This is a genomic window from Polaromonas vacuolata (assembly GCF_012584515.1).
Taxonomy (GTDB): domain Bacteria; phylum Pseudomonadota; class Gammaproteobacteria; order Burkholderiales; family Burkholderiaceae_C; genus Polaromonas; species Polaromonas vacuolata.
In genome coordinates this window covers 2,412,745-2,432,637 of sequence record NZ_CP051461.1, presented here as the reverse complement: position 1 = coordinate 2,432,637, position 19,893 = coordinate 2,412,745, and the positions used below count along the sequence as shown (strand labels likewise).

14 protein-coding genes and 1 pseudogene are annotated in these 19,893 nt (G+C 47.7%); 13 read left to right on the top strand and 2 right to left on the bottom strand.

What is annotated here, in order from left to right; genetic code table 11:
- The first annotated feature begins 225 nt into the window (after positions 1 to 225).
- Both HC248_RS11050 and HC248_RS11045 read left to right on the top strand, forming a co-directional pair.
- Complete coding sequence (locus HC248_RS11050) at positions 226 to 1,512, top strand: type IV pili methyl-accepting chemotaxis transducer N-terminal domain-containing protein (RefSeq protein ID WP_168922523.1); 1,287 nt, start codon at positions 226 to 228, stop codon at positions 1,510 to 1,512.
- Positions 1,513 to 1,572: 60 nt separating this feature from the next.
- Complete coding sequence (locus tag HC248_RS11045; RefSeq protein ID WP_168922522.1) at positions 1,573 to 3,372, top strand: bifunctional protein-serine/threonine kinase/phosphatase; 1,800 nt, start codon at positions 1,573 to 1,575, stop codon at positions 3,370 to 3,372.
- Positions 3,373 to 3,462: 90 nt separating this feature from the next.
- Here the strand turns inward: HC248_RS11045 and HC248_RS11040 are convergent, their stop codons facing one another.
- Both HC248_RS11040 and HC248_RS11035 read right to left on the bottom strand, forming a co-directional pair.
- Positions 3,463 to 6,369, bottom strand: a complete 2,907-nt coding sequence (locus HC248_RS11040) for a hypothetical protein (RefSeq protein ID WP_168922521.1) — start codon at positions 6,367 to 6,369, stop codon at positions 3,463 to 3,465.
- A gap of 235 nt (positions 6,370 to 6,604) precedes the next feature.
- The gene (locus HC248_RS11035; protein WP_168922520.1) at positions 6,605 to 8,971 is read right to left on the bottom strand and encodes a hypothetical protein; all 2,367 of its coding nucleotides are present in this window, start codon (positions 8,969 to 8,971) and stop codon (positions 6,605 to 6,607) included.
- A 902-nt stretch (positions 8,972 to 9,873) separates the two neighbouring features.
- On the opposite strand from HC248_RS11035, the gene gspG reads away from it, so the two are divergent.
- From gspG to HC248_RS10980, 11 genes and pseudogenes are all read left to right on the top strand, one after another.
- Complete coding sequence (gene gspG, locus HC248_RS11030) at positions 9,874 to 10,317, top strand: type II secretion system major pseudopilin GspG (protein WP_168922519.1); 444 nt, start codon at positions 9,874 to 9,876, stop codon at positions 10,315 to 10,317.
- Between the two features lie 14 nt (positions 10,318 to 10,331).
- Positions 10,332 to 11,528, top strand: a complete 1,197-nt coding sequence (locus tag HC248_RS11025) for a type II secretion system F family protein (RefSeq protein WP_168923798.1) — start codon at positions 10,332 to 10,334, stop codon at positions 11,526 to 11,528.
- Entirely contained in the window at positions 11,528 to 13,258 is a 1,731-nt protein-coding gene (locus HC248_RS11020) for a GspE/PulE family protein (RefSeq protein WP_168922518.1), read from the top strand. The genes HC248_RS11025 and HC248_RS11020 overlap by 1 nt, the downstream gene beginning before the upstream one ends.
- Entirely contained in the window at positions 13,239 to 14,141 is a 903-nt protein-coding gene (locus tag HC248_RS11015) for a hypothetical protein (protein WP_168922517.1), read from the top strand. Before HC248_RS11020 ends, HC248_RS11015 begins: the two co-directional genes overlap by 20 nt.
- Complete coding sequence (locus HC248_RS11010) at positions 14,131 to 14,742, top strand: hypothetical protein (RefSeq protein WP_168922516.1); 612 nt, start codon at positions 14,131 to 14,133, stop codon at positions 14,740 to 14,742. Before HC248_RS11015 ends, HC248_RS11010 begins: the two co-directional genes overlap by 11 nt.
- A gap of 59 nt (positions 14,743 to 14,801) precedes the next feature.
- The gene (locus HC248_RS11005) at positions 14,802 to 15,335 is read left to right on the top strand and encodes a GspMb/PilO family protein (protein WP_238342815.1); all 534 of its coding nucleotides are present in this window, start codon (positions 14,802 to 14,804) and stop codon (positions 15,333 to 15,335) included.
- Entirely contained in the window at positions 15,332 to 15,928 is a 597-nt protein-coding gene (locus tag HC248_RS11000; protein WP_168922514.1) for a hypothetical protein, read from the top strand. The genes HC248_RS11005 and HC248_RS11000 overlap by 4 nt, the downstream gene beginning before the upstream one ends.
- A complete protein-coding gene (locus HC248_RS10995) occupies positions 15,925 to 17,268 on the top strand; it encodes a secretin N-terminal domain-containing protein (protein WP_168922513.1) in 1,344 nt (447 codons plus the stop codon). The genes HC248_RS11000 and HC248_RS10995 overlap by 4 nt, the downstream gene beginning before the upstream one ends.
- 84 nt (positions 17,269 to 17,352) lie before the next feature.
- Positions 17,353 to 18,334 (top strand): annotated as a pseudogene (locus HC248_RS10990) (IS30 family transposase).
- A gap of 21 nt (positions 18,335 to 18,355) precedes the next feature.
- Entirely contained in the window at positions 18,356 to 19,363 is a 1,008-nt protein-coding gene (locus HC248_RS10985; RefSeq protein WP_168922512.1) for a cohesin domain-containing protein, read from the top strand.
- A 17-nt stretch (positions 19,364 to 19,380) separates the two neighbouring features.
- Complete coding sequence (locus HC248_RS10980) at positions 19,381 to 19,890, top strand: type II secretion system protein (RefSeq protein WP_168922511.1); 510 nt, start codon at positions 19,381 to 19,383, stop codon at positions 19,888 to 19,890.
- Positions 19,891 to 19,893 lie beyond the last annotated feature (3 nt).

Below are 19,893 nucleotides of genomic sequence, written 5' to 3'. Positions count from 1 at the left end.
AGGTTTGCCTGAGTTGGCGTGAGTGCACGCGCTAGTTCGCGGGCAGTTGTTGCGCACACCGTCATGCGCAAACCCCTCAATGCTTTGAGAGGCCGGACGCGTCGTTGCGTCCAATCAATAAAAGCAATTTTTGTGCCAAGTATCAATAATTTTTCTAGTGTCTTGGTTAAGCTTGTCATGAGGATTAAACTGATTGAGATGTTTGATCTTTAATAAATATTCACCATGACCTCTGCTCTACTATTTCTTAACGGCCCTGCCAATACGTTGGACTTAAAAGACGATTTGGATGCTGCCGGCATAGCTTGTGTTGCCAGCGTCAGCGATAGCGACAAACTGCTACACGAAGTGATTCACTTCAGCCCTGAGATCCTCATCTGTATAGACAGACTGCCGGGTCAGGCTTTGTTCGATGCTTTGCGGTTGATCGCCGAGCACGCGCCTTGCCCAGTCTTGATGTTCACCAACGATGGCGATGCCGAGCGTATCTCGCTGGCAGTTCAAGCCAACGTACATGCCTATGTGATCAATGCCTACAACAAAGCTCGGTTACGGCCCTTGATTCAACTCGCCATCGCGCGTTTTGAGAAAGAACAGTTGCTGGCCGTCCAGATGCGCGACTTAAGCAGCCGCTTTGAAGAGCGCAAGATGGTGGACCGTGCCAAGGCCATATTGATGCGGGCGCGTAAGATTTCCGATGACGACGCCTACCAAATGTTGCGTAGTGCTTCCATGCAAACGAATCAGCGCGTGGGTCAGGTCTCGCAACACATCATTCATTCGGCTCGGTTTGCGGAAGATTTGAACCGCTCTGGTCAGTTGCGTATGTTTTCGCAGCGACTGATCAAGCTGGTCTTGCTCGATTTGGCGGGCCATAAAACGGTGCAGGGCGCGAGCTTAAAAGACTCCATGTTGCATGTTGACATTAGCTTGGCGGATTTGAGTAAAAGCCTTTCGCAACCCACTTTTGGCGATCTTTTACTGATGACCCAGAATGCTTGGAATCCGTTTCGCCATGCCTTGCAATTGCCGCCGCAGGCAGAGCAAATCGGAAAGCTTGATGCGCTAGGTGAAGCCTTTTTGGAGCAGGCCGAACGGCTGACCGCCAGTTTAGAAAATGCCGCTTCTATGGCGCCACTTCGCTTACTTAATCAGTCGGGTCGTCAGCGCATGCTGAGTCAACGCTATGCGAAATTTGCTTTGTTGCTAGGCTTTGGTAACAACAGCGCCCGTGTCGCTATGGCGCAAGTTGCACTCGAATTTGACACCGCGCTGAAAGAGCTGACCGCTCTACCTTTGAGTAGCAGCGAGATTCGCACTGCTTTAGCCAGTGCCGCGTTGTGTTGGCAACAAATGCAAACCAGTGCCGTAGCTATCAGCCAAGCGGGTACAAACAAGGATGTGCAGCGGCAACAAGTCACTGCGCTGGCTCTTTTTAGCGAACAGTTGTTAGACTTATTTGAATTGCTCACGCATGCATATGAGCGCAGTCTGCAGACGTTGGTTGGCTAGACTTGTGCTTGATAACGCACCAAATTGGCACCAAAAAAGCACAAATATTAAAAGTGGTGCATGGCCTTTGAAATAGACATTGGCTTTGCAACCTTGGCCGGGCGCAAAAATATTAACGAAGACTTTTGCGCCGCCATGCTGCCAGAGCCGGGCCAAGAATCCATGGGTTCCATAGTCGCGATAGCCGATGGCGTCAGCCAAGGCGGCATGGGCAAGGAGGCCGCGCAAACCACAGTCACCAGTCTTGTGCGTGACTACTTCGCCACACCAGAAACTTGGGACACTACGGTAGCGCTAGACCGCATCATCCGGGCACAAAACGCTTGGCTGCTGGCGCAAAACCAGCGCCGCCGACCCCAGTCCGGACTGACGACATTGACCGCACTAGTGCTGCGTGGCCAATCATGGTCTTTAGCCCATGTGGGCGATACCCGGGCTTATTTGCTGCGTGCTGGTGAACTCTTGCAGTTAACCACCGATCATGTGGTGGATCACCCCGACTTTAGCCACCAGCTACTGCGCTCCGTCGGTGCCGACAGCGCGCTGGTGGTGGACTACGACCAAGGCGAGCTGCGGGTTGGTGACTTGTTTGTGCTGCTGTCTGACGGCGTGCACAACCAGCTCACGCATAAACGTTTGCTTAGCCTTTGCGTGCGCGCCGCGCCCGGCTTGGCGTTGGCGAATAGTCAAACCGGCGCAGCGCTGGGCGCCCGCGAACTCAGTGCGCTGCTGTTAGATCAGGCATTGGCAGCCGGCAGCAGCGACAACGTCACAGCCTTAGTCGTGCGTGTGTTGGGCATTGACGCCGCAACGCTGCAAGACGAGAACCACAAGGCCGAGCGCCTAGCCGTGCCCAAAGCATTAAAAATCGGCGACATCTTGGACGGTTTGCGCGTGACCATGTTGGTAACGGACAGCGGTGTGAACGTGATTTACCAAGTCAGAGACACCTTAAGCCAGCGCCTCTATGCGCTGAAAACTCTAAGCCCCGCACGCGCCCATGATCCCGAAGAGCGCGCCATGCTGGCGCACGAAGCTTGGCTGGCCAGACGTATGCAGTCATCGCCGGCCAGTAACGAATTTGTGACTTTGCACGACAGCTTGCCCGGCCAGCCACCCGCCAGCGCTTTTTACCTGCTTTACGACTGGCATGCAGGTGAGACCTTGCAGCAGTTGCTAGCCCAAGGCAAAAAACCCAGCCTGGCTCAGACCTTGGCTTTGGCCATGCGCTGCGCCAGCGCTTTAGGCCGATTACACCGCCAAGGCGTGATTCACCGCGACATCAAACCGGCTAATTTGCATCAGGGCGAAGACGGCGTGTTGCGCTTGCTAGACCTCGGTGTAGCCCTGTCTGGCCGCGAGCCCGCCAGTATGCGCAGCCTGCATGCCGGCACACCGAGCTATATCAATCCCGAACAATGGGGTTTTGCCTTCAGAGCCGGGGCCATTAACAGCAGTCAAGCACAGCCCGAGCCGCCAGACGCACAAAGCGATTTGTTTGCACTAGGCGTGACGCTATACCAACTGCTGACCGGCAAACTGCCCTACGGCGAAGTACTGCCGTACCAAGCCGGTCGTTATTACCGCGACCCATTGCCGCCTAGCCGGCACAACCCCGAAGTGCCGATTTGGTTAAACCATGTTGTGCTAAAAGCGGTTGCACGCGAGAAGCGCCAGCGCTTTGAAACCGCAGAAGAAATGCTACTCGCCTTAGAGCGCGGCGCATCGCGTCCGCTAAGCCCTCTGCAAAGCGCGCCACTGCTGCAACGCGACCCAACCACGCTGTGGAAGATGGCCTTGGCCCTTAGCTTGCTGCTCAATTTTCTATTGATTTACTGGCTGATTTTTTTGCCAACTTGATAGCTTGAAGACTGATTTTTTTTGGCTAGTCGCGTTTGAAATTTGAGTCGGTGGTTGAGACTATGCCGCAGAATTTTATAGGCTAAAAAATCAGCTTTTTCTATCGAACATACGCTCCTCTTCAAGCGCGCTCATAGGCCAGTCAATCGATAGAAATTGTCGTAATTGAAAGATAAGAGTAGCGCCCAAATCCTGCGGCATTTCTTTTCCCGAAATTCGGCGTTCAATGTGTTCAATTTCTTCTTGAATAAAATCACTCGTCATACGTGGGCGAAAGTTTTGATAAAGCGCGAGGTATTGATCGCGTTGTTCTGTCAGCGCGAAGATTTCCTCATCTCCAATATCTCCAAGAGTGCTTGGATTGGAAAAGACTGTTGACCTATTTGTTAGATCACCTGTTTGCGGATCTCTTTTGAATTCGCCTTTAAGCCAAGTCAGAATTGTTTTAAATTGAAAGCTGTTTGCTTTCCCGTGAGTAAGGATAAGTTCTATCACTTGCAGCTTGAAATCGAGTGAAATATTAGCTGTCGACTGCATCCTCAACAACTCATCCTGTGTTACTTGAGCGCTTAAAAAATTACGAGAAGAATAAAGAATTTCTAACAGTTGCAACTTTTCTGGTGCCGATAAAACTGGGCTATCAAGCACTGCGGATGTGTTGCCGCAAGCAGCACGAAGCCCTAAGCGCATGTGTTCTCTAAACAGTGTCGGATCAATACCTTCCGCCATAGGTATGGCCAATACTTGGTCACGCAGTGCTTCGCGCTCTTCAAGTGGGCATTGGCTGATATTTATTCCACTCATCATTGCAGCCATCAACACAGCCATTTTTTGCGGTGTGGTGTTGGCTTGAACTATGACCGTCTGCAACATGATTCGCCATTCTGGTTGTTGATCCGCTAGGCGTCCCCACTCTCGAAGAGTGGCTATGGTGTGGCGCAGAGAAACATCTGTAATGGCAACGTCCAATACATCGCGGGCTCTCTGATCTCTGAAATAAATAAGATCGAGTAAAAAATTTTTGGCTTGTAGCTCAACATACGGCCGCTTAGTAAGGGCCCAAAGCTGCGCAAGCCGTGGCTTTAACAAGGGCCAAATTTCGTTTCTAATGCGAACGCTAGGTTTCAAATAAATGAACAAGCTAATGGCTCTGCGGGCAACTCCTTCTTCCTCTGCAGTAGTAGCTGCAATAATGAGATTCCGGACATCATCAGCCCTCAAGGAGACCCATAGGTCAATCTGTCTTACATAAGAATTTATCGTTAAATCGTGCAAAAAAATCAGGGCTTGCTCAGCTACTCTTGGTTGCGCGAGGTTTGTTCCCGCGGTGATGACAGCTGCGCGGCCAACAGCTCCTAAGCTTGTCCATAGTCCAACTTTTCTAACTTCAGAGTAATCTGTTAACAGGCTTAACAACACTAGGGCTTGTACGGCCACTGCTGGCTGTGCAGGTGTTGTTGCCATACTGAACACAGTTGCGCGCCCATCGGCATTCAAGGTATTCCATATTTCAGCTTTTTCGGGTTCAGAGTGGGTTATCAATTTGCCCAACAAACTCAGGGCTTGTTCGGCCACTCTTGGTTGTGCGGGGGTTGTTGCCGACGCAACCACAGCTGCGCGGCCAGTAGGCCCCAAAGTGTCCCATAGTGCAAAATTCACGAAGTCAGAGCTGCCAGCCAGATTGGCCAACAAACGCAGAGCCTGCTCGGCTGCTATTGGTTGTGCGGTTGTCGTTGCCACGGTGATGAGGGCGGCGCGCTGAGCCACTCTCAAGGTAGCCCAAAGTTGATCTGTTGTGTTTTCAGAATTGTCGGCTAAATTAGCCAACAAACGCAGTGCTTGCAGGGCTAATTCTGGCTGTGCGGGGCTTGTTGCCGCGTGACAAATGGTTAAGCGGCCAGCAGCGCCTAAGGTGGCCCATATCTGAGCATTTAATGATGGTGATAGGTTCGAAAGTTCAAACAATAAACGCAGAGCTTTCGCGGCCATTTCCGGTTGGTTAGGCTTCGTTGCTGCAGCGACGACACCTGTGAATCCAGTCATGCTCAAGTTGGCCGATAACGAAGTAGTCCTAAATTTAGAGCCTTCCGCTAGAGTGCTTAGTAAACGCAGTGCCATCAGACTTGTTTGTGGCGACCCCGTTGTCGATATGGCAGAGATGATGTTTGCGTATCCAGACTCCATCAAGCAACTCCAAACGGTTTCTTTTGTAGCTTCAGAGTCAAATATTAAATTGGTCAGCAAAGCCATCGCGGCTGCTGTTTGTGGTTTTGGGCTTGTTGCCGACGTGACGATTGCAGCGTAATTAGCTTTGGTTAAGGTTTCCCGAAGCTGGTTTGACCTGACGTCTGAGCCATTGATGAGATTAGATAACAAGGCTATTGAGGCGGCATTCAATTCGCCTTGTGTGGTGGCTAATTTGACTATTGCAGAAAGTTCAGGCGCTCCTAATTTTCCCCAAATAACATCTTTTCTTGTCTCGGAATTCGCAGCAAGATTCATTAATAACTCTATTGCTTGCCGTGCCACTTTGGGATTTTGGTCATTGGTTGCAGCGTTAATTACCTCAGACATTCGACCCGTAATTTCGTGATATATCTTGGCTCTTTCTTCTTGACTGATAAGTGAGCGATTGAGTAATTTTTTTAACTCAACCGGATTAATCTGTTCGCCCTGATTAGCACTGACTAAAGCTGCTGGGAAAGCGCTAGCGCTACTCATTGTTCTGCTGAGATGGCTGGTGTTTTTGAAACTACTAGAACTACTAGAGCTACTAGATTTCGTCTCAGTTCTGCCTAATGCTACTTGAGTGACCGAGTAGCTTGATAAGCTTCTAGATGGGCCCAGACTGCCTTGGTCAGTGGGTAGCTGTCTTGTAATGCTGATCTGACCTGTAGCGCTGGTCTGAACATTTGAGCCTGAAGTGGGTAAGATTTTTCTGTCTAGTTCTTGGCAAGTAATAAAATTTGAAGTTAACGTTTTATGTGTGGGATTCATGTGTCGTTACCGGTTTAAATAAATAAAATTTTTAACAACGGATTGAAGTCTGAAGTGAAACTTTGAAATTAAATAGACGAGTTAGTGCTGTGGTGATTAACGATGACACCGTTTTGGTGACGCATAGACGCAATCATTTTCATAAATTTTAGAAAAATTAAATGCCGCATAAGTTTTTATGGGGCAATTTAAAATTAATCACTATAAGTTTAATTTTCAGCTTGAATCTGCTGATTTATTTAGACTCTATTTTTCTATCGTATTGACGCTCGTCTTCAAGCGCGCTATCAGTCCTCGCAGTCGACTGAAACTGTCTTAATTGATGAATAAGAATAGCGCCAAAATCCTGCGGCATTTCTTTTCCCGAAACTCGGCGTTCAATGTGTTCAATTTCTTCTTGAATAAAATCATGCGTCATATGTGGGCGAAAGTTTTGGTAAAGCGCGAGGTATTGCTGGCGCTGTGTTGTCAGTGCGAAGATTTCCTCATCATCAATATCTCCAAGAGTGCTTGGATTGGAAAAGACTGTTGACCTATTTGTTAGCTCACCTGTTTGCGGATCTCTTTTGAATTCGCCTTTAAGCCAAGTCAGAATTGTTTTAAATTGAAAGCGGTTTGCTTGCCCGTGAGTGAGGATAAGTTCTATCGCTTGCAACTTGAGATTGCGTGAAAGATGAGGTGTCAACTGCACCCTCGACAACTCATCCTGTGTTGTTTGAGCGCTTAAAAATTCACGAGAAGAATAAAGAATTTCTAACAGTTGCAATTTTTCTGGGACAGATAAAACTTGGCTCTCTATTACTGCGGCTGTGTTGCCGCAAGCGGTATCAAGCCCAATGCGCATGTGCTGTCTATGCTGTGTCGGATCAACACCTGCAGCAACGGGGATGGCCAATACTTGGTCGCGCAGTTCTTCGCGCCATTCTCGTGAATATCGCCAGAGATTCATTCCACTCATCACGGCAGCCATATACACAGCAATTTTTTGCGGTGTGGTGTTGGCTTGAACGATGCCGGTGTATAACGCTAATCGCTCTGTTCCAGCCCAATACTGGCTAGATCGTTTACCCCACTGACCAAGCGCATCTATGGTGCGGCGCATAGAAGTAGTTGGGTTGACCTCACTCAATGCGTTCAATGCTTGGCTGGTTCTGTGCGCATTTCCTTGAATTTGTTCGTATAAAAAATCTGTAGCGCCATGCCCGACAGCTTGACGTTGATTAACGGCCCACAGCAGTGCCAGCCGTGGCTGCAACAAGGGCCAAATTGGGGTATCGATGTGCCAATTTTTTTGCAAGTTACGTATCAAATCAATGGCCATCCAAGCGACTTCTGGTTCCCCCGGCGTTGTTGCCGCAATGATGAGGCCTTCGCGCCCAGCGACCCCCAAGGCGGCACAGATCCTATCTGAACCGTGATAAGGGAAGTGAGTTAGTTCGGTCAACAAATGCAGGGCAAATTCGGCTACTCCAGGTTGCGCGGAGGGCGTTGTCGAGGTTAGAACCGCGGAGCGCCTTTGCGCCACAAAGGTGGCCCAAAGTTCAGCTGATCTGACCCCATTGCCGAAAGCTATATTGGTCAACAAAGCCAGGGCTCGCGAGGCCACTACGGGTTGTACGGGGCTCGTTGCCGCGGTGATGAGAGCGGTGCGCCCAGCGTTACCCAAGCTGGCCCAGAGTTCAGCTTCTCTGACGTTAGAGTTGGCTGTTAGTTGGGTCAACAAACGCAGAGCTAGCCTGGCCACTGCGGGTTGTCCTGGGTTCGTTGCGGCGGTGATGAGAGCTGGGCGCCCAGTGTTCTCCAAGGTGAGCCAGAGTTCAGCTTTTCTGGCGTCAGAGTTGGCCGTAAGATTGCCCAACAAAATCAGTGCATGCACGGCCAGTGTGGATTGCACGGGGTTTGTTGCCGCGGCAACGACAGCGGCGCGCCCTGGGGCTCCTAAGGTGGCCCATAACTCAGCTTTTGTGGGGTAAGAGTTGGCTGCTAGATGGGTCCACAAACGCAGGGCTTTTTTGACCATTGCAGGTTGCGATTGGGTGATTGCCGCGGTGACAACGGCGGCGCGCCTATCGGCCCCCAAAATAGCCCAGAGTTGAGTTGCTCTGTCGGCAGAATTAAAAGCTAGATTGACCAACAAATTCAGGGCGTCCTCGGCCAATGCAGGTTGTTCGGGGTTGGTTGCCGCGGCGACGACAGCGGCGTGCCCAGCGTCCCCCAAGGTGGCCCAGAGGTCAGCTGCTATGGCGTCAGAGTTGGCTGTTAGATGTCGTAACAAAATCAGGGTTTGCTGGGCCACTGCAGGTTGCGCGGGGTTCGTTGTAGTGACAGCGTTAATTACTTCCGACATACGACCCTGAAGTTCGCGATACACCGCGACTTTTTCTTCATGACTAATAAGCAAGCGGCTAATTAATTTTGTCAACTCTTCTTGATGAATCTTCACGCTCTGATGGGTTTCAACTAAAGGTGAGGGGGAAGAACTAGCGCTGCTGATTATTCTGCTGGGGCGGCTGGAACTACTAGAACTACTAGAACTACTAGAGCGACTCGCTTTAGCCTCAGTGCTTTCTAAAACGACTGGTGTGACCGAGTAGCTTGCCAAGCGTCTTTGAGGAACGAGACTGCCTTGATGCGTGGGTATCCGGCTTGCAAGGCTGCAATGAATGACTACTTGGCTTGGATTAGTCGGAATTTTCCTTTCTGCTTTTTGCCTCGCAGTAGGACTTTTGATAACCGTTTTATTTAAGGGATTCATGTGTCGTTACCGGTTAAAGTGAATAACGGTTGAGTAATATGAATAGAAGATATTTAAAAAAATTGATTAAATTCATTGATTTTTGCTGGCATTTATAGCACTGATTATCTTGACGTGCAAGCGCGAAAACACTAGTTTTTTGTTTGTTAATAAAAGACTGAAAAACTTGTTGTACGCATTAAGTTCTGCATTGGTTAAATAGTATTTATATGCCATAAAAATACAAAAAAATTCCGAATATTTTTTTTAAATAGAACTTAAAAATTTAAATTAAGGGGCCGGATAGGTGATTTGGTGATTGCCGCTAGAAAAAATTTGAATACTGGTGTCAATGACTGACCCGGTTTCTCGCTATTTAAATATTTACCCACATGTCGTTTAAAAAAGCGCCGGCTAAAAGGGATGCTTAAGTCACTTTTTTAAATCATTTGTAAATTGCATGCAAACATACACAAAGCATTTATCCAATATAAACGTATCGTTTTTATTTGACGAAAATTTTATTTCGTTCAGCGAATAAATTACAAAATTTAGCTTTTAAAAAAGATTGAGAATTTACACACAAATAACAATCCAAATAAATTTTATTTAACTAAACTTTTTTTCTATAAGTTAGTGATATAAATGCAAAATTCGTTTTAAAAAACGACATAAATTTAAGCTTATAAAAGTTTTGTGACTTGATAAAAAACGCTAAATTATGCGATTTAAATTTAAAGCTTATCTTCGCTTAAATAAGGAATTCTCTAGTGAATGACTCAAAGAAAAAATATTTAGCCAGCGCAGAAATAACTGGTTTTACTTTGCTGGAACTTCTAGTTGTGGTTGCAATCATTGGACTTCTCGCCGCTTATGTCGGCCCTAAATACTTCAGCCAAATCGGTAAATCAGAACAAGCTGCGGCTAAAAGCCAAATTGATGCTTTCAAAAAATCCTTGGGCGCATACAGAATTGATGTCGGTACCTACCCAAGTACAGAACAAGGTTTGATGGCTTTGGTTAACAAACCTACTGACGCTGTTCAATCGGCTAAGTGGAATGGCCCTTACCTTGAAAGTACGCCACCACTTGATCCTTGGGGTCGGCCATATCGTTATCAAAGTCCTGCAACCAAGGGTGACTTTGACTTAATGACTTATGGTAAAGATGGTCAACTCGGCGGCACTGGTGATGCTGCTGATGTCAGCAATTAAATAACGCCTGAGTGATGCAATTTAAGGTCAGGGCATTAAGCCCATCTCAGCAAATAGAAGTCTTTTCTTTAGACGCTATAGATGCAGCAGACGCTAAAACACAAGTCGATAAAAAGGGTTTGAACGTATTAGCTATTACGCCAATCTCAGCTTGGGATAAGTCTCAATTTATTTTCTTTAAATCTAAAAACCAATTTAATAAATTACTTTTTGCTCAAGAACTGCTGGCATTAATCAGCGCAGGTTTAAGTTTGGTTGAGGCTTTGGATAGCTTGCTTGAACGCGCCGCTCAGTCCAGCAGCCAGGCGGTGTTGCAGCGTTTACGGGATGCACTAAAAGCCGGTTTTCGCTTGTCGGATGCTCTCGGCAAGCAAGCACATATTTTTCCACCACTTTTCGTTGGTATCGTGCAAGCCGCCGAAGGAACCAGTGATTTACCGCAAGCGCTAGAGCGTTATGTCGCATACGAAAGTAAATTGCAGTCGCTACGGCACAAAGTCATCAGCGCGGCTATTTATCCTGGAATTTTATTAGGCGTTGGTTTTATCGTTGCCCTGTTTTTACTCGGCTATGTCGTGCCGCGGTTTTCAGCCGTGTATCAAAACACCAGTCGTGCACTGCCTTGGGCTTCACAAGTCTTGCTGGCTTGGGGCCAATTTGCCGCTGCATATGGCTACTGGTTGTTGGCGTTTATAGGAGCCTTCATATTACTGATGGTTTGGAGTGTGCGTGCAACTATCCGCTCGGGATACTGGCTTAAAACAATTGCTTGGATTCCTGGCCTGCGTGTCAGATTAGAAATACTCGTGCTGACTCGTCTTTACCTGACCCTGGGCATGCTATTAGACGGCGGCATTCCCCTCGTGCGCGCCATGCAGTTGTGCGAAGCGGTGTTGCCGCGGCATGCGGTCGCGCAGTTGCAAGCTGCAAAATTCATGGTCGGGCAGGGCGAGAGTTTGTCATTCGCACTACAGCGCAATAGCTTGGTCACACCGGTCACTATGCGGCTGCTGCGTGTGGGTGAGAAAACCGGCCAAATGGGCTTGATGCTGGCACGTACCGCAGCTTTTTATGACACTGAAACCACGCGTTGGATAGACAAGTTCAGCAAGGCTTTTGAGCCCTTGCTAATGGCCGTTATCGGCATAGTCATAGGCATTATTGTCATATTGCTCTACATGCCAATATTCGATTTAGCCGGGAATATTTAATGCAGCTTCCACACAACCAGTATCTACAAATTGACCATGAAAGCCCGGCGCTGCAAGATTTAGTAGCCATCACCTCAAGCGAGCTATTTCATTTGCATGCTAAGGCAAAAAGTTTGGGACAGTGTCTGGTCAATTTATTGGCGCAAAACTTTGACATTAAACCGCGGCAGGCGGGCGCCTACCTAGCCTTGCAGTTTCAAATGTCTTTTTACGAAAGCTTTGAGCTAAACCAGCAGCACGCACGCTTTGATTTATGGCCCATGTCTAAAGCTAATACATGCGCTAGCTTGCTGCTGCAGCAAGCTGATTCAATCCAACTTATAGGCGTTGTGGCAGACCCTTTCGATACCGACATGATGGCTTTGATGGAGCAGGCGGCTTTTGAAAATTTAATTTTTGTACTGGCTACTAAAGAAGATATTCACGCTTATTTAACGCAACAAGAATCATCACTGCGTGCCGTTGATAGTTTGATTCCAATCAGTAATAGCAAAACGAATACTGACTCTGATATTGAACTTTTATCGCTGTCTAGCGCAACCAATTCGGCCAGCCCAGCCGTGCAGTTATTGAACTCTACGCTCTACGATGCCTTAGGAGATGGCGCCAGTGATGTTCACTTAGAAACTTTGCCCAACGGTCTTTGCGTGCGCTTTCGCATTGATGGTGTGCTTGAAACAATTACTCAAATACACGACCGAGCTCAAGCCGAGCAAACCATATCCAGATTAAAAGTTTTGGCAGACTTGGATATTGCCGAACAAAGAATTCCGCAAGACGGAAGTTTCCAAGTCCGCGTGCAAGACCGAGTGATTGACTTACGTGTCTCGATCATGCCTAGCATTCACGGTGAAGACGCAGTGATCCGAATCTTAGACAAGCAGGCCATGATCAAAGCCCATGGAAAATTAAGTTTAGAAGCGCTGGGGTTTGAAGCTAGCGCCTTGAAAACGCTGCGCAATCTGGCTCAATCGGCCTACGGAATGCTGTTGGTGACTGGCCCAACAGGCTCTGGAAAAACCACCACGCTTTATGCGGCCTTGGCTGAGACTTATAGCGGTAAAGAAAAAATCATCACGATTGAAGACCCGGTCGAATACCAATTGCCGGGAATTTTGCAAATACCGGTGAATGAAAAAAAAGGCCTGAGCTTTGCACGCGGTTTGCGGTCAATTTTGCGTCACGATCCAGACAAAATTATGGTGGGTGAAATACGCGACAGAGAAACCGCTGAAATCGCTGTTCAGTCAGCCCTTACCGGTCATTTGGTTCTGACTACTGTTCACGCTAACAATGTCTTTGATGTGTTTGGGCGCTTTACCCACATGGGTTTAGATCCCTACACTTTTGTCTCATCACTCAATGGCATTTGGGCCCAGCGTTTGGTGCGCATGAATTGCGTGCATTGCAATTTGCCTTATACGCCAGCGCCCCAAGAGTTAAAAAACATGGGTTTGCGTGAAGCGGATTATCTTGGCGTCGTGTTTAAACGCGGCAGTGGTTGCGGCGATTGCCGCGTCAGCGGCTTTAAAGGTCGCCGTGCGATTGCTGAATTTTTGCTGTTAGACGATGAGTTGCGCGAAATGATTGTTCAGCGTTTACCGATGCGTCAAATTAAAGAAGCCGCAGGCCTAAAGGGCACACGCAGCTTGCTTGAATCGGCGCTTGAAATGGTTCGTGAAGGCGTCACAACCTTAGAGGAGGTGCGCCGTGTCACGCTTTCAAATTAAGCCCACAAGCGCTAGCGAATCACTGCTGCTCATCCTTTCGGCAAAACAGCTTGCGTGGTTAGACCCACGCAGCCCAGCGCAGTGGCATGTTGTAGCGCTGGATGCAAGGGTTGAGATGGCAGCAGCTATTTCAGCTTTAACGGCAATAGCCGTGCGACATAAGACCCACGGCTGGCCCGGTGTAGCACCGGCTACGCTTTGTCTTGCGCCCGACATCACCCAGCATTGGCTGCAAACGCCGCCGCTGCAGACGCAATCATTAAAAGAGCTGCACGCAGTGAGCAGTGCAAGAGCCAAAACATTGTTTGGACCGCCACAAGCGCATGGTGAGTGGAGCATCTCTGCCAGCTGGAACGCCAGCAAAGCGTTTTTATGCACAGCTATTTCGCCCACGCAAGTAGCATTGATGGCGACTATCGCTAAGACGCAAAAAGAATTAGGCCTTGTTTGCGGCCTGACTTTAGTGCTGCAAAAACTTGAACACCTATTTCCAAAAAATGGTTGGTTGGCTATTTTGCTGGCCGATAGGTTTTATATTTTTCAGCGCCAGCAAGGCGTTAACTTGTCAATCCGAACGGTTCGACTGCCCGAGCAGGCAAGCTTGGCTAGCTGTGAAGGCTTGGTTTTTCAGGAGTGGCAACGCGAAATGATACGCACTCAAAATTTCACTGAAAATTTATATTGGCTCAATACCCGTCCTAGTATGGTTTTAGAGCCATCAAGGCAATCACAGCAACCTTCATGCAAATCTAAATTGCACACCTTGGCTTGGACTACAAGTGGCCAAACACCAAAGCCCTCTAGTGCATCTTCAGACCACGAAAATATATTAAATTGTGCGTGGTTAACGCGTGAACTTTTAGGTGATCGCTATGCGATATAAGCCATATTTTTTTGATTCCAGATTGCGCTACTGTTTTTGGGGTCGATTCAATCCAGCATGGGCCATAGTTTTTTCTGTCTTGCTTATGGCTATGGCGCTAGGGTTGATTGTTTGGTGCGCTATCGATATCTATATCTCGCGTCAGCATGTTTTAGTTTTAGCAGAAGAAAGAAAAACTTTTAATACCCTAGCCACATCCGAATTGAAATCAACACAATTGAAATCACTTAGCCATGAGCAGCGAATGGCGGTCAAAGCAGTCGTAGATCAGCTCAATATTTCTTGGCATCAAGTGTTCGAGCAACTCGAAAAACAGGCACCTGAAGGCATTGCACTTTTGAGTATTGAGCCCGACGGTAAAAACGCAGTGATTAAATTTCAGGCCGAAGCTAAATCATTAGATAGCTTGCTGTTCTACGCATCTTCAATGGAAAACAGCGGCTTATTTGGCCGACTTTCATACACCAAACACGAAACCTTTGAGCAAGACCCTAGTAAGCCGATTCGGCTCTCATTTGAGCTTGGATTAATAGCGCCCGTAATGCCAGTAACGCCAGTAAAGCCAGTTCCTTTCAGTTCAACTGTAGGAAATACTGAATGAAATTTATAAATTTTTCCATCAATAAGTCACGCCTTTGGTTTGACGTATTCTTGTGGCGCATGGGCTATGTTTGGCTTTTTTTAGTTTTTTGTGTGCTGACTGCCTTGCTGGTAAAACTTGTTTTTCTGCCTTTGCAGTTGCGTTCTGAGAGGGCTGAGCGAGAAGCCTTTAGTCAATTGACAAGTCAGCGTTTAAATGCTGATAAAGATTTACCTCTATCAGCGTTCACAGCCAATGAAGCTGCTGTTTTAGAACAACTAAAGACAGTCTGTTTGACCCAAGAGGCAGTCAGTGACGTACTCAGACGAATTGTGCAAATCGCTCAAAATAATGGTGTGGCGCTGACCCAATCGCAGTTTCAAATGCATAGCCATTCTTTAGTCGGATTTCGTCAACTACAAGTGGTTTTTCCGATTCATGGCAACTATCCCCAAATGCGTAAGTTTGTGGAGCAAGTGCTGCTAGAAAACCCGGGTGTCAGTCTTGATCAGTTGTTGATACGGCGTGAAACTGTGGATAAAAATCAAGCTGAAATTGAGCTTAGGCTGTCATTGTGGATTTATGTTGAAAATCCAGACGAGGCTTCTTTATGACCAAAAATATATTTATAAACCGGCGTTGGCAGATTCTTTTGTCTTTACTTTTCGGTGCTTTTTACTTGGCCTTTTGGGCGGATAAGACACCGAATACTGTGCAAGAAAAAATGCACTCACCACAAACAACTAAACCCGACTTTCAAGTCCGTAACGGTCAGACACCAAGTCCTCAATCAAGGCCAACACCAACACATTCCTCAGCGCTAGCTACTACCTTAGAAATCCCAACGACATTAGCTGCTGTTATTCCTAGAGACCAACTGATACCTACGGTAAATAGCCGCCTTCAACTTAAGCGAGATTTATTTGCTAGCCAAAATTGGAATCCACAGCCGTCACCAGTTTCAGCAATCAGTGCAATTCAGGAGACCCCTTCTGCACCGCCTTTGCCATTCACCTATGTCGGTAAAAAATTAGAACAAGGGGTTTGGGATGTCTTTTTAAATCTGGGTGATAAAACACTTGTCGCTAATCAAGGCAGTATTTTTGAAAATCTATACCGCGTTGATGAAATTATTCCCCCTCATCTCACTATGACTTATTTGCCCTTAGGTGTTAGCCAAAGTCTTTCGATTGGAGAGTCTCAATGATTGTTTCTTGCTGGCGTTTTGCGTCTGTATGCGTGCTCGGGTTTTGTATTGTTCTTTTGCAAGCCTGTGCCAACGGCCAGAGCGCGTACCGAGAGGGTTTAAAACTCGCGTCCAATGCACAAAGCAATGCCGCTTTAACGCAATTTGAACAAGCCATCAAGCAAGACCCTGAATCTGCGCAATACCGAATTGCTGCAATTCAAACCCGTGAGATATTGCTGACTGATGCACTCAGCGCTGCCAGCCAATCCGTTGCCGCTGAACGCTATGACGATGCGCGCACGTTTTATCAAAAAGCACTCATCTACCAGCCCAACAATACCAAAGCGCTTGACGGCATAGATTCGATTATTGTTTTATCTCGCCATGCTGCCTGGCTGAGCGCTGCACAATTAGCCAGCGATAAAAAAGAAATGACTGAAAGTGAAAATTTGCTTCGCATGCTTTTGGCCGAAGACCCTAAAAATAAAAAAGCCATCGCCCTTATGGAAGCGATTGGTATGGTGAAACAAAAAACTAGCGTGAGCAATTCGCTTGCAGAAGCGTACCGAAAACCCATCAGCATTGAATTTAAGGATGCAGCCTTAAAGACAGTGTTTGAGGTGATTTCCAGAACCTCTGGCTTGAATTTTATTTTTGATAAAGACGTTAAGACAGATCAAAAAGCCTCTGTTTTTCTCAAAAACTCAACGATTGAATCGGTGGTCAACCTTACCTTGCTCACAAACCAATTAGAGCAGCGCGTGCTAAGCGGTAATACCGTCCTGATTTACCCCAACACACAGGCAAAACAAAAAGACTATCAAGCTTTGGTTGTGAAGACTTTTTACTTGGCCCATGGTGAGGCTAAAGCGGTTGCCAACAGCATCAAAACTATTTTAAAAACCAAGGATATTGTGGTTGACGAAAAACTCAATATGCTGATTGTGAGGGACACACCAGACGCTATTCGGTTAGCGACTAAGTTAGTTGCTGTGCACGATATTGCTGATTCTGAAGTCATGCTGGAAGTTGAGATATTAGAAGTCAAACGCACGCGTTTGCTCGACTTGGGTATTCGTTGGCCAGACCAGCTCAGCCTTAGCCCGATAAGCGCCACAAACGGTTCGCTTTCTCTTGCAGACTTAAAGTATCTCAACTCAGAAACGCTTAGCGCAAGCTTCGGCGCTACAACTATCAATGCGAAAAAAATTGACACCGATGCAAATATTTTGGCCAATCCGCGCATACGTGTGCGCAATCGTGAGAAGGCAAAAATTCTGATTGGTGAGCGCGTCCCCAACATTACTTCTACATTTACAGCCACGGGTTTTATCGGTGAGTCGCGGATTCAAGTCTGAAGTGCAACTTTGAAATTAACCGTACGGGTGGGTGAGATGTGAGAGCATCCAAGCTTCCCGACTACCAAGTCAAAGTTGCCCAGAATGATTTACACACACCTCACCCGTGACGAACGTTACCAGATTGCAATCCTCGTCAAAGCAAACTTCAATCAAAGTGAAATTGCAAAAATGATGGACCGTGATAAATCGAGCATCAGCCGTGAGTTGCGTCGTAACCGCGGTCTACGAGGCTATCGCCCTAAGCAGGCAAATGACAAAGCCCAAGAACGTAGACTTGCCTGCGCCAATAGTCCTAGAGTTGCTGACTCGACATGGGCTGTAGTGGAGGAAAAGTTGGCTGAGGCTTGGAGCCCCGAGCAAATCAGCGGCCACCTCGAAGCTAGCCACCAACCCGGTGTTAGCTATGAGAGCATTTACCAGTACATCTACGCTGACAAACGCGCGGGCGGCACCTTGCATAAAACACTGCGTTGCCAGAAGACGCGAAAAAAAACGCAGCAGTGGCCGTGAACGGCGCGGCACCATCTCTCACCAGGTCTCAATAGAACTGCGACCCGACATCGTGCTTGAGCGTGCGCGCTTTGGCGACTGGGAGGCTGATCTGGTGATTGGTGCCGGGCAGAAGCAAGCACTAGTGACGATTAATGAGCGTGTCTCTCGCTATTCAATAATTTTCCACGTGCCATTCAAAACAGCGCAAGCCGTAGGGGACGCGTTAATCACTTTACTCAAACCGTTCGCTCATTGCGTGCACACTCTCACGACTGATAACGGCAAGGAATTTGCCCAGCATGAACGAATAGCTTCTGCGCTGAGTGCAGATTTCTTTTTCGCCCATCCATACGCCTCGTGGGAGCGTGGGGCGAACGAGAATATGAACGGTTTGATTCGCCAGTTTTTCCCAAAGGGGATGCGCTTTAATTGCATCACCGACGATGACATTGCTTTAGCGATGCACAGGCTCAATCATCGTCCTAGAAAATGTTTAGGGTATCGAACGCCGCATCAGGTTTTTATGGAACAGTTAGAGTCCTATCAGCATACGGTTGCACTTCAAGCTTGAATCCGCCAGTCGGTTAATTACGTGGATGTGGGTTTAAAGCTCGATGTCGAGCCTACCGTTTCTGTCGACGGTGAAATTGCGATAAAAATTTCTCTGGAAGTGAGCAACATCATCAGCCAGATACAAACCAAATCTGGTTCAATTGCCTATCAAATTGGAACCCGTACAGCACAAACTATGTTGCGCCTAAAGGACGGTGAGAACCAAGTACTTGCAGGGCTTATTAACAGCGAAGACAGGCGCACAGGCAATAAAGTGCCTGGCTTTGGCGACATTCCCATGGTGGGGCGTTTGTTTGGTCAGCAAACTGATGACAACACCAAAACTGAAATCGTACTGTCCATCACACCGCGTATTTTGCGCAACCTGCAAAAGCCGGTGGAATCTAATCTTGAGTTTGATTCTGGTACCGAGTCCAATCTTGCAAGCTTGGCATTGTCTTCGCAATTTGATTTTGTCAAAGTCGTGCCTACCGGATCTACTGCATCTGACGTATCGGCGCTTAAAACATCGGCGCAATCTTTACCCGTTAAAGACAATGTTGCTCCAGCAGCCAGTCAAGCCCCGGTACTTTCTTGGCAAGGCCCGGCAGAGCTCAAAGTGGGTGACACGGCTGCAATAAGTCTGGTGATGCAGTCAAGTGTGCCCGTGGTCAGCCTGCCTTTGACTTTGGATTTTGATGCTAAGAGTCTTCAAATTGTTTCAGTGATTGAGGGTGACTTTTTAAAGCAAGGCGCTGTAGAGACCAGTTTTACCAGTCGCATTGATCCAAGCGGGCAGCTGTTTATGACCAATTCGCGTAGCGCCGAGACTGGCGCTAGCGGTGCTGGCGTAGTGGCAACTGTCAATTTCAAAGTGATTGCTTTGCCGGCTCAATCGCAACAATCCACGCCGTCCGAACAATCCACGCAATCAACTCAATTACCGGTTTTTAAGGTCTTGTCGATGGCACCTCTGGCGCTTGGTGGTAAAGCGCTTGCGGCCTCAGCGCTACCGCCACCGCTTTATTCGCTGCGCATCAAGCCGTGATCATTAGCAGTCAAGCCATGCTATTTTCTTCAAACCTTGCGTCTTCAAGCACGCTACGCGCTTCGCGTGGTTTTACTTTGCTTGAGCTTTTGGTCACCTTGGCAATTCTGGCTAGCTTGTCCGTCATAGTGGTTCCGGTTGCCCAGGTTCAGGTGCAACGTAGTAAACAGCAGCAATTACGCCTTGCATTAGCTCAGGTGCGTACGGCAATTGATGCGTATAAAAAAGCCGCTGATGAAGGAAGGTTTGCGCGTGATATCGGTAGCACGGCTTACCCTAAAACCTTGCAGATCTTGGTTGATGGGGTGGACGATCAGCGCGACCCAAAACGCCGCAAACTTTTTTTTCTACGCCGAATCCCGCGTGATCCTTTTAATGAAGATTCTGATCTTCCAGATGCTGAAACTTGGGGCTTGCGCGCTTATGCATCAGAAGCCAGCAATCCTTTAGAGGGTGTCGATGTTTACGATATTTTTAGTAAATCGCCCTTAACCGGTCTTAATGGCATTGCTCTGAAACGCTGGTAACTG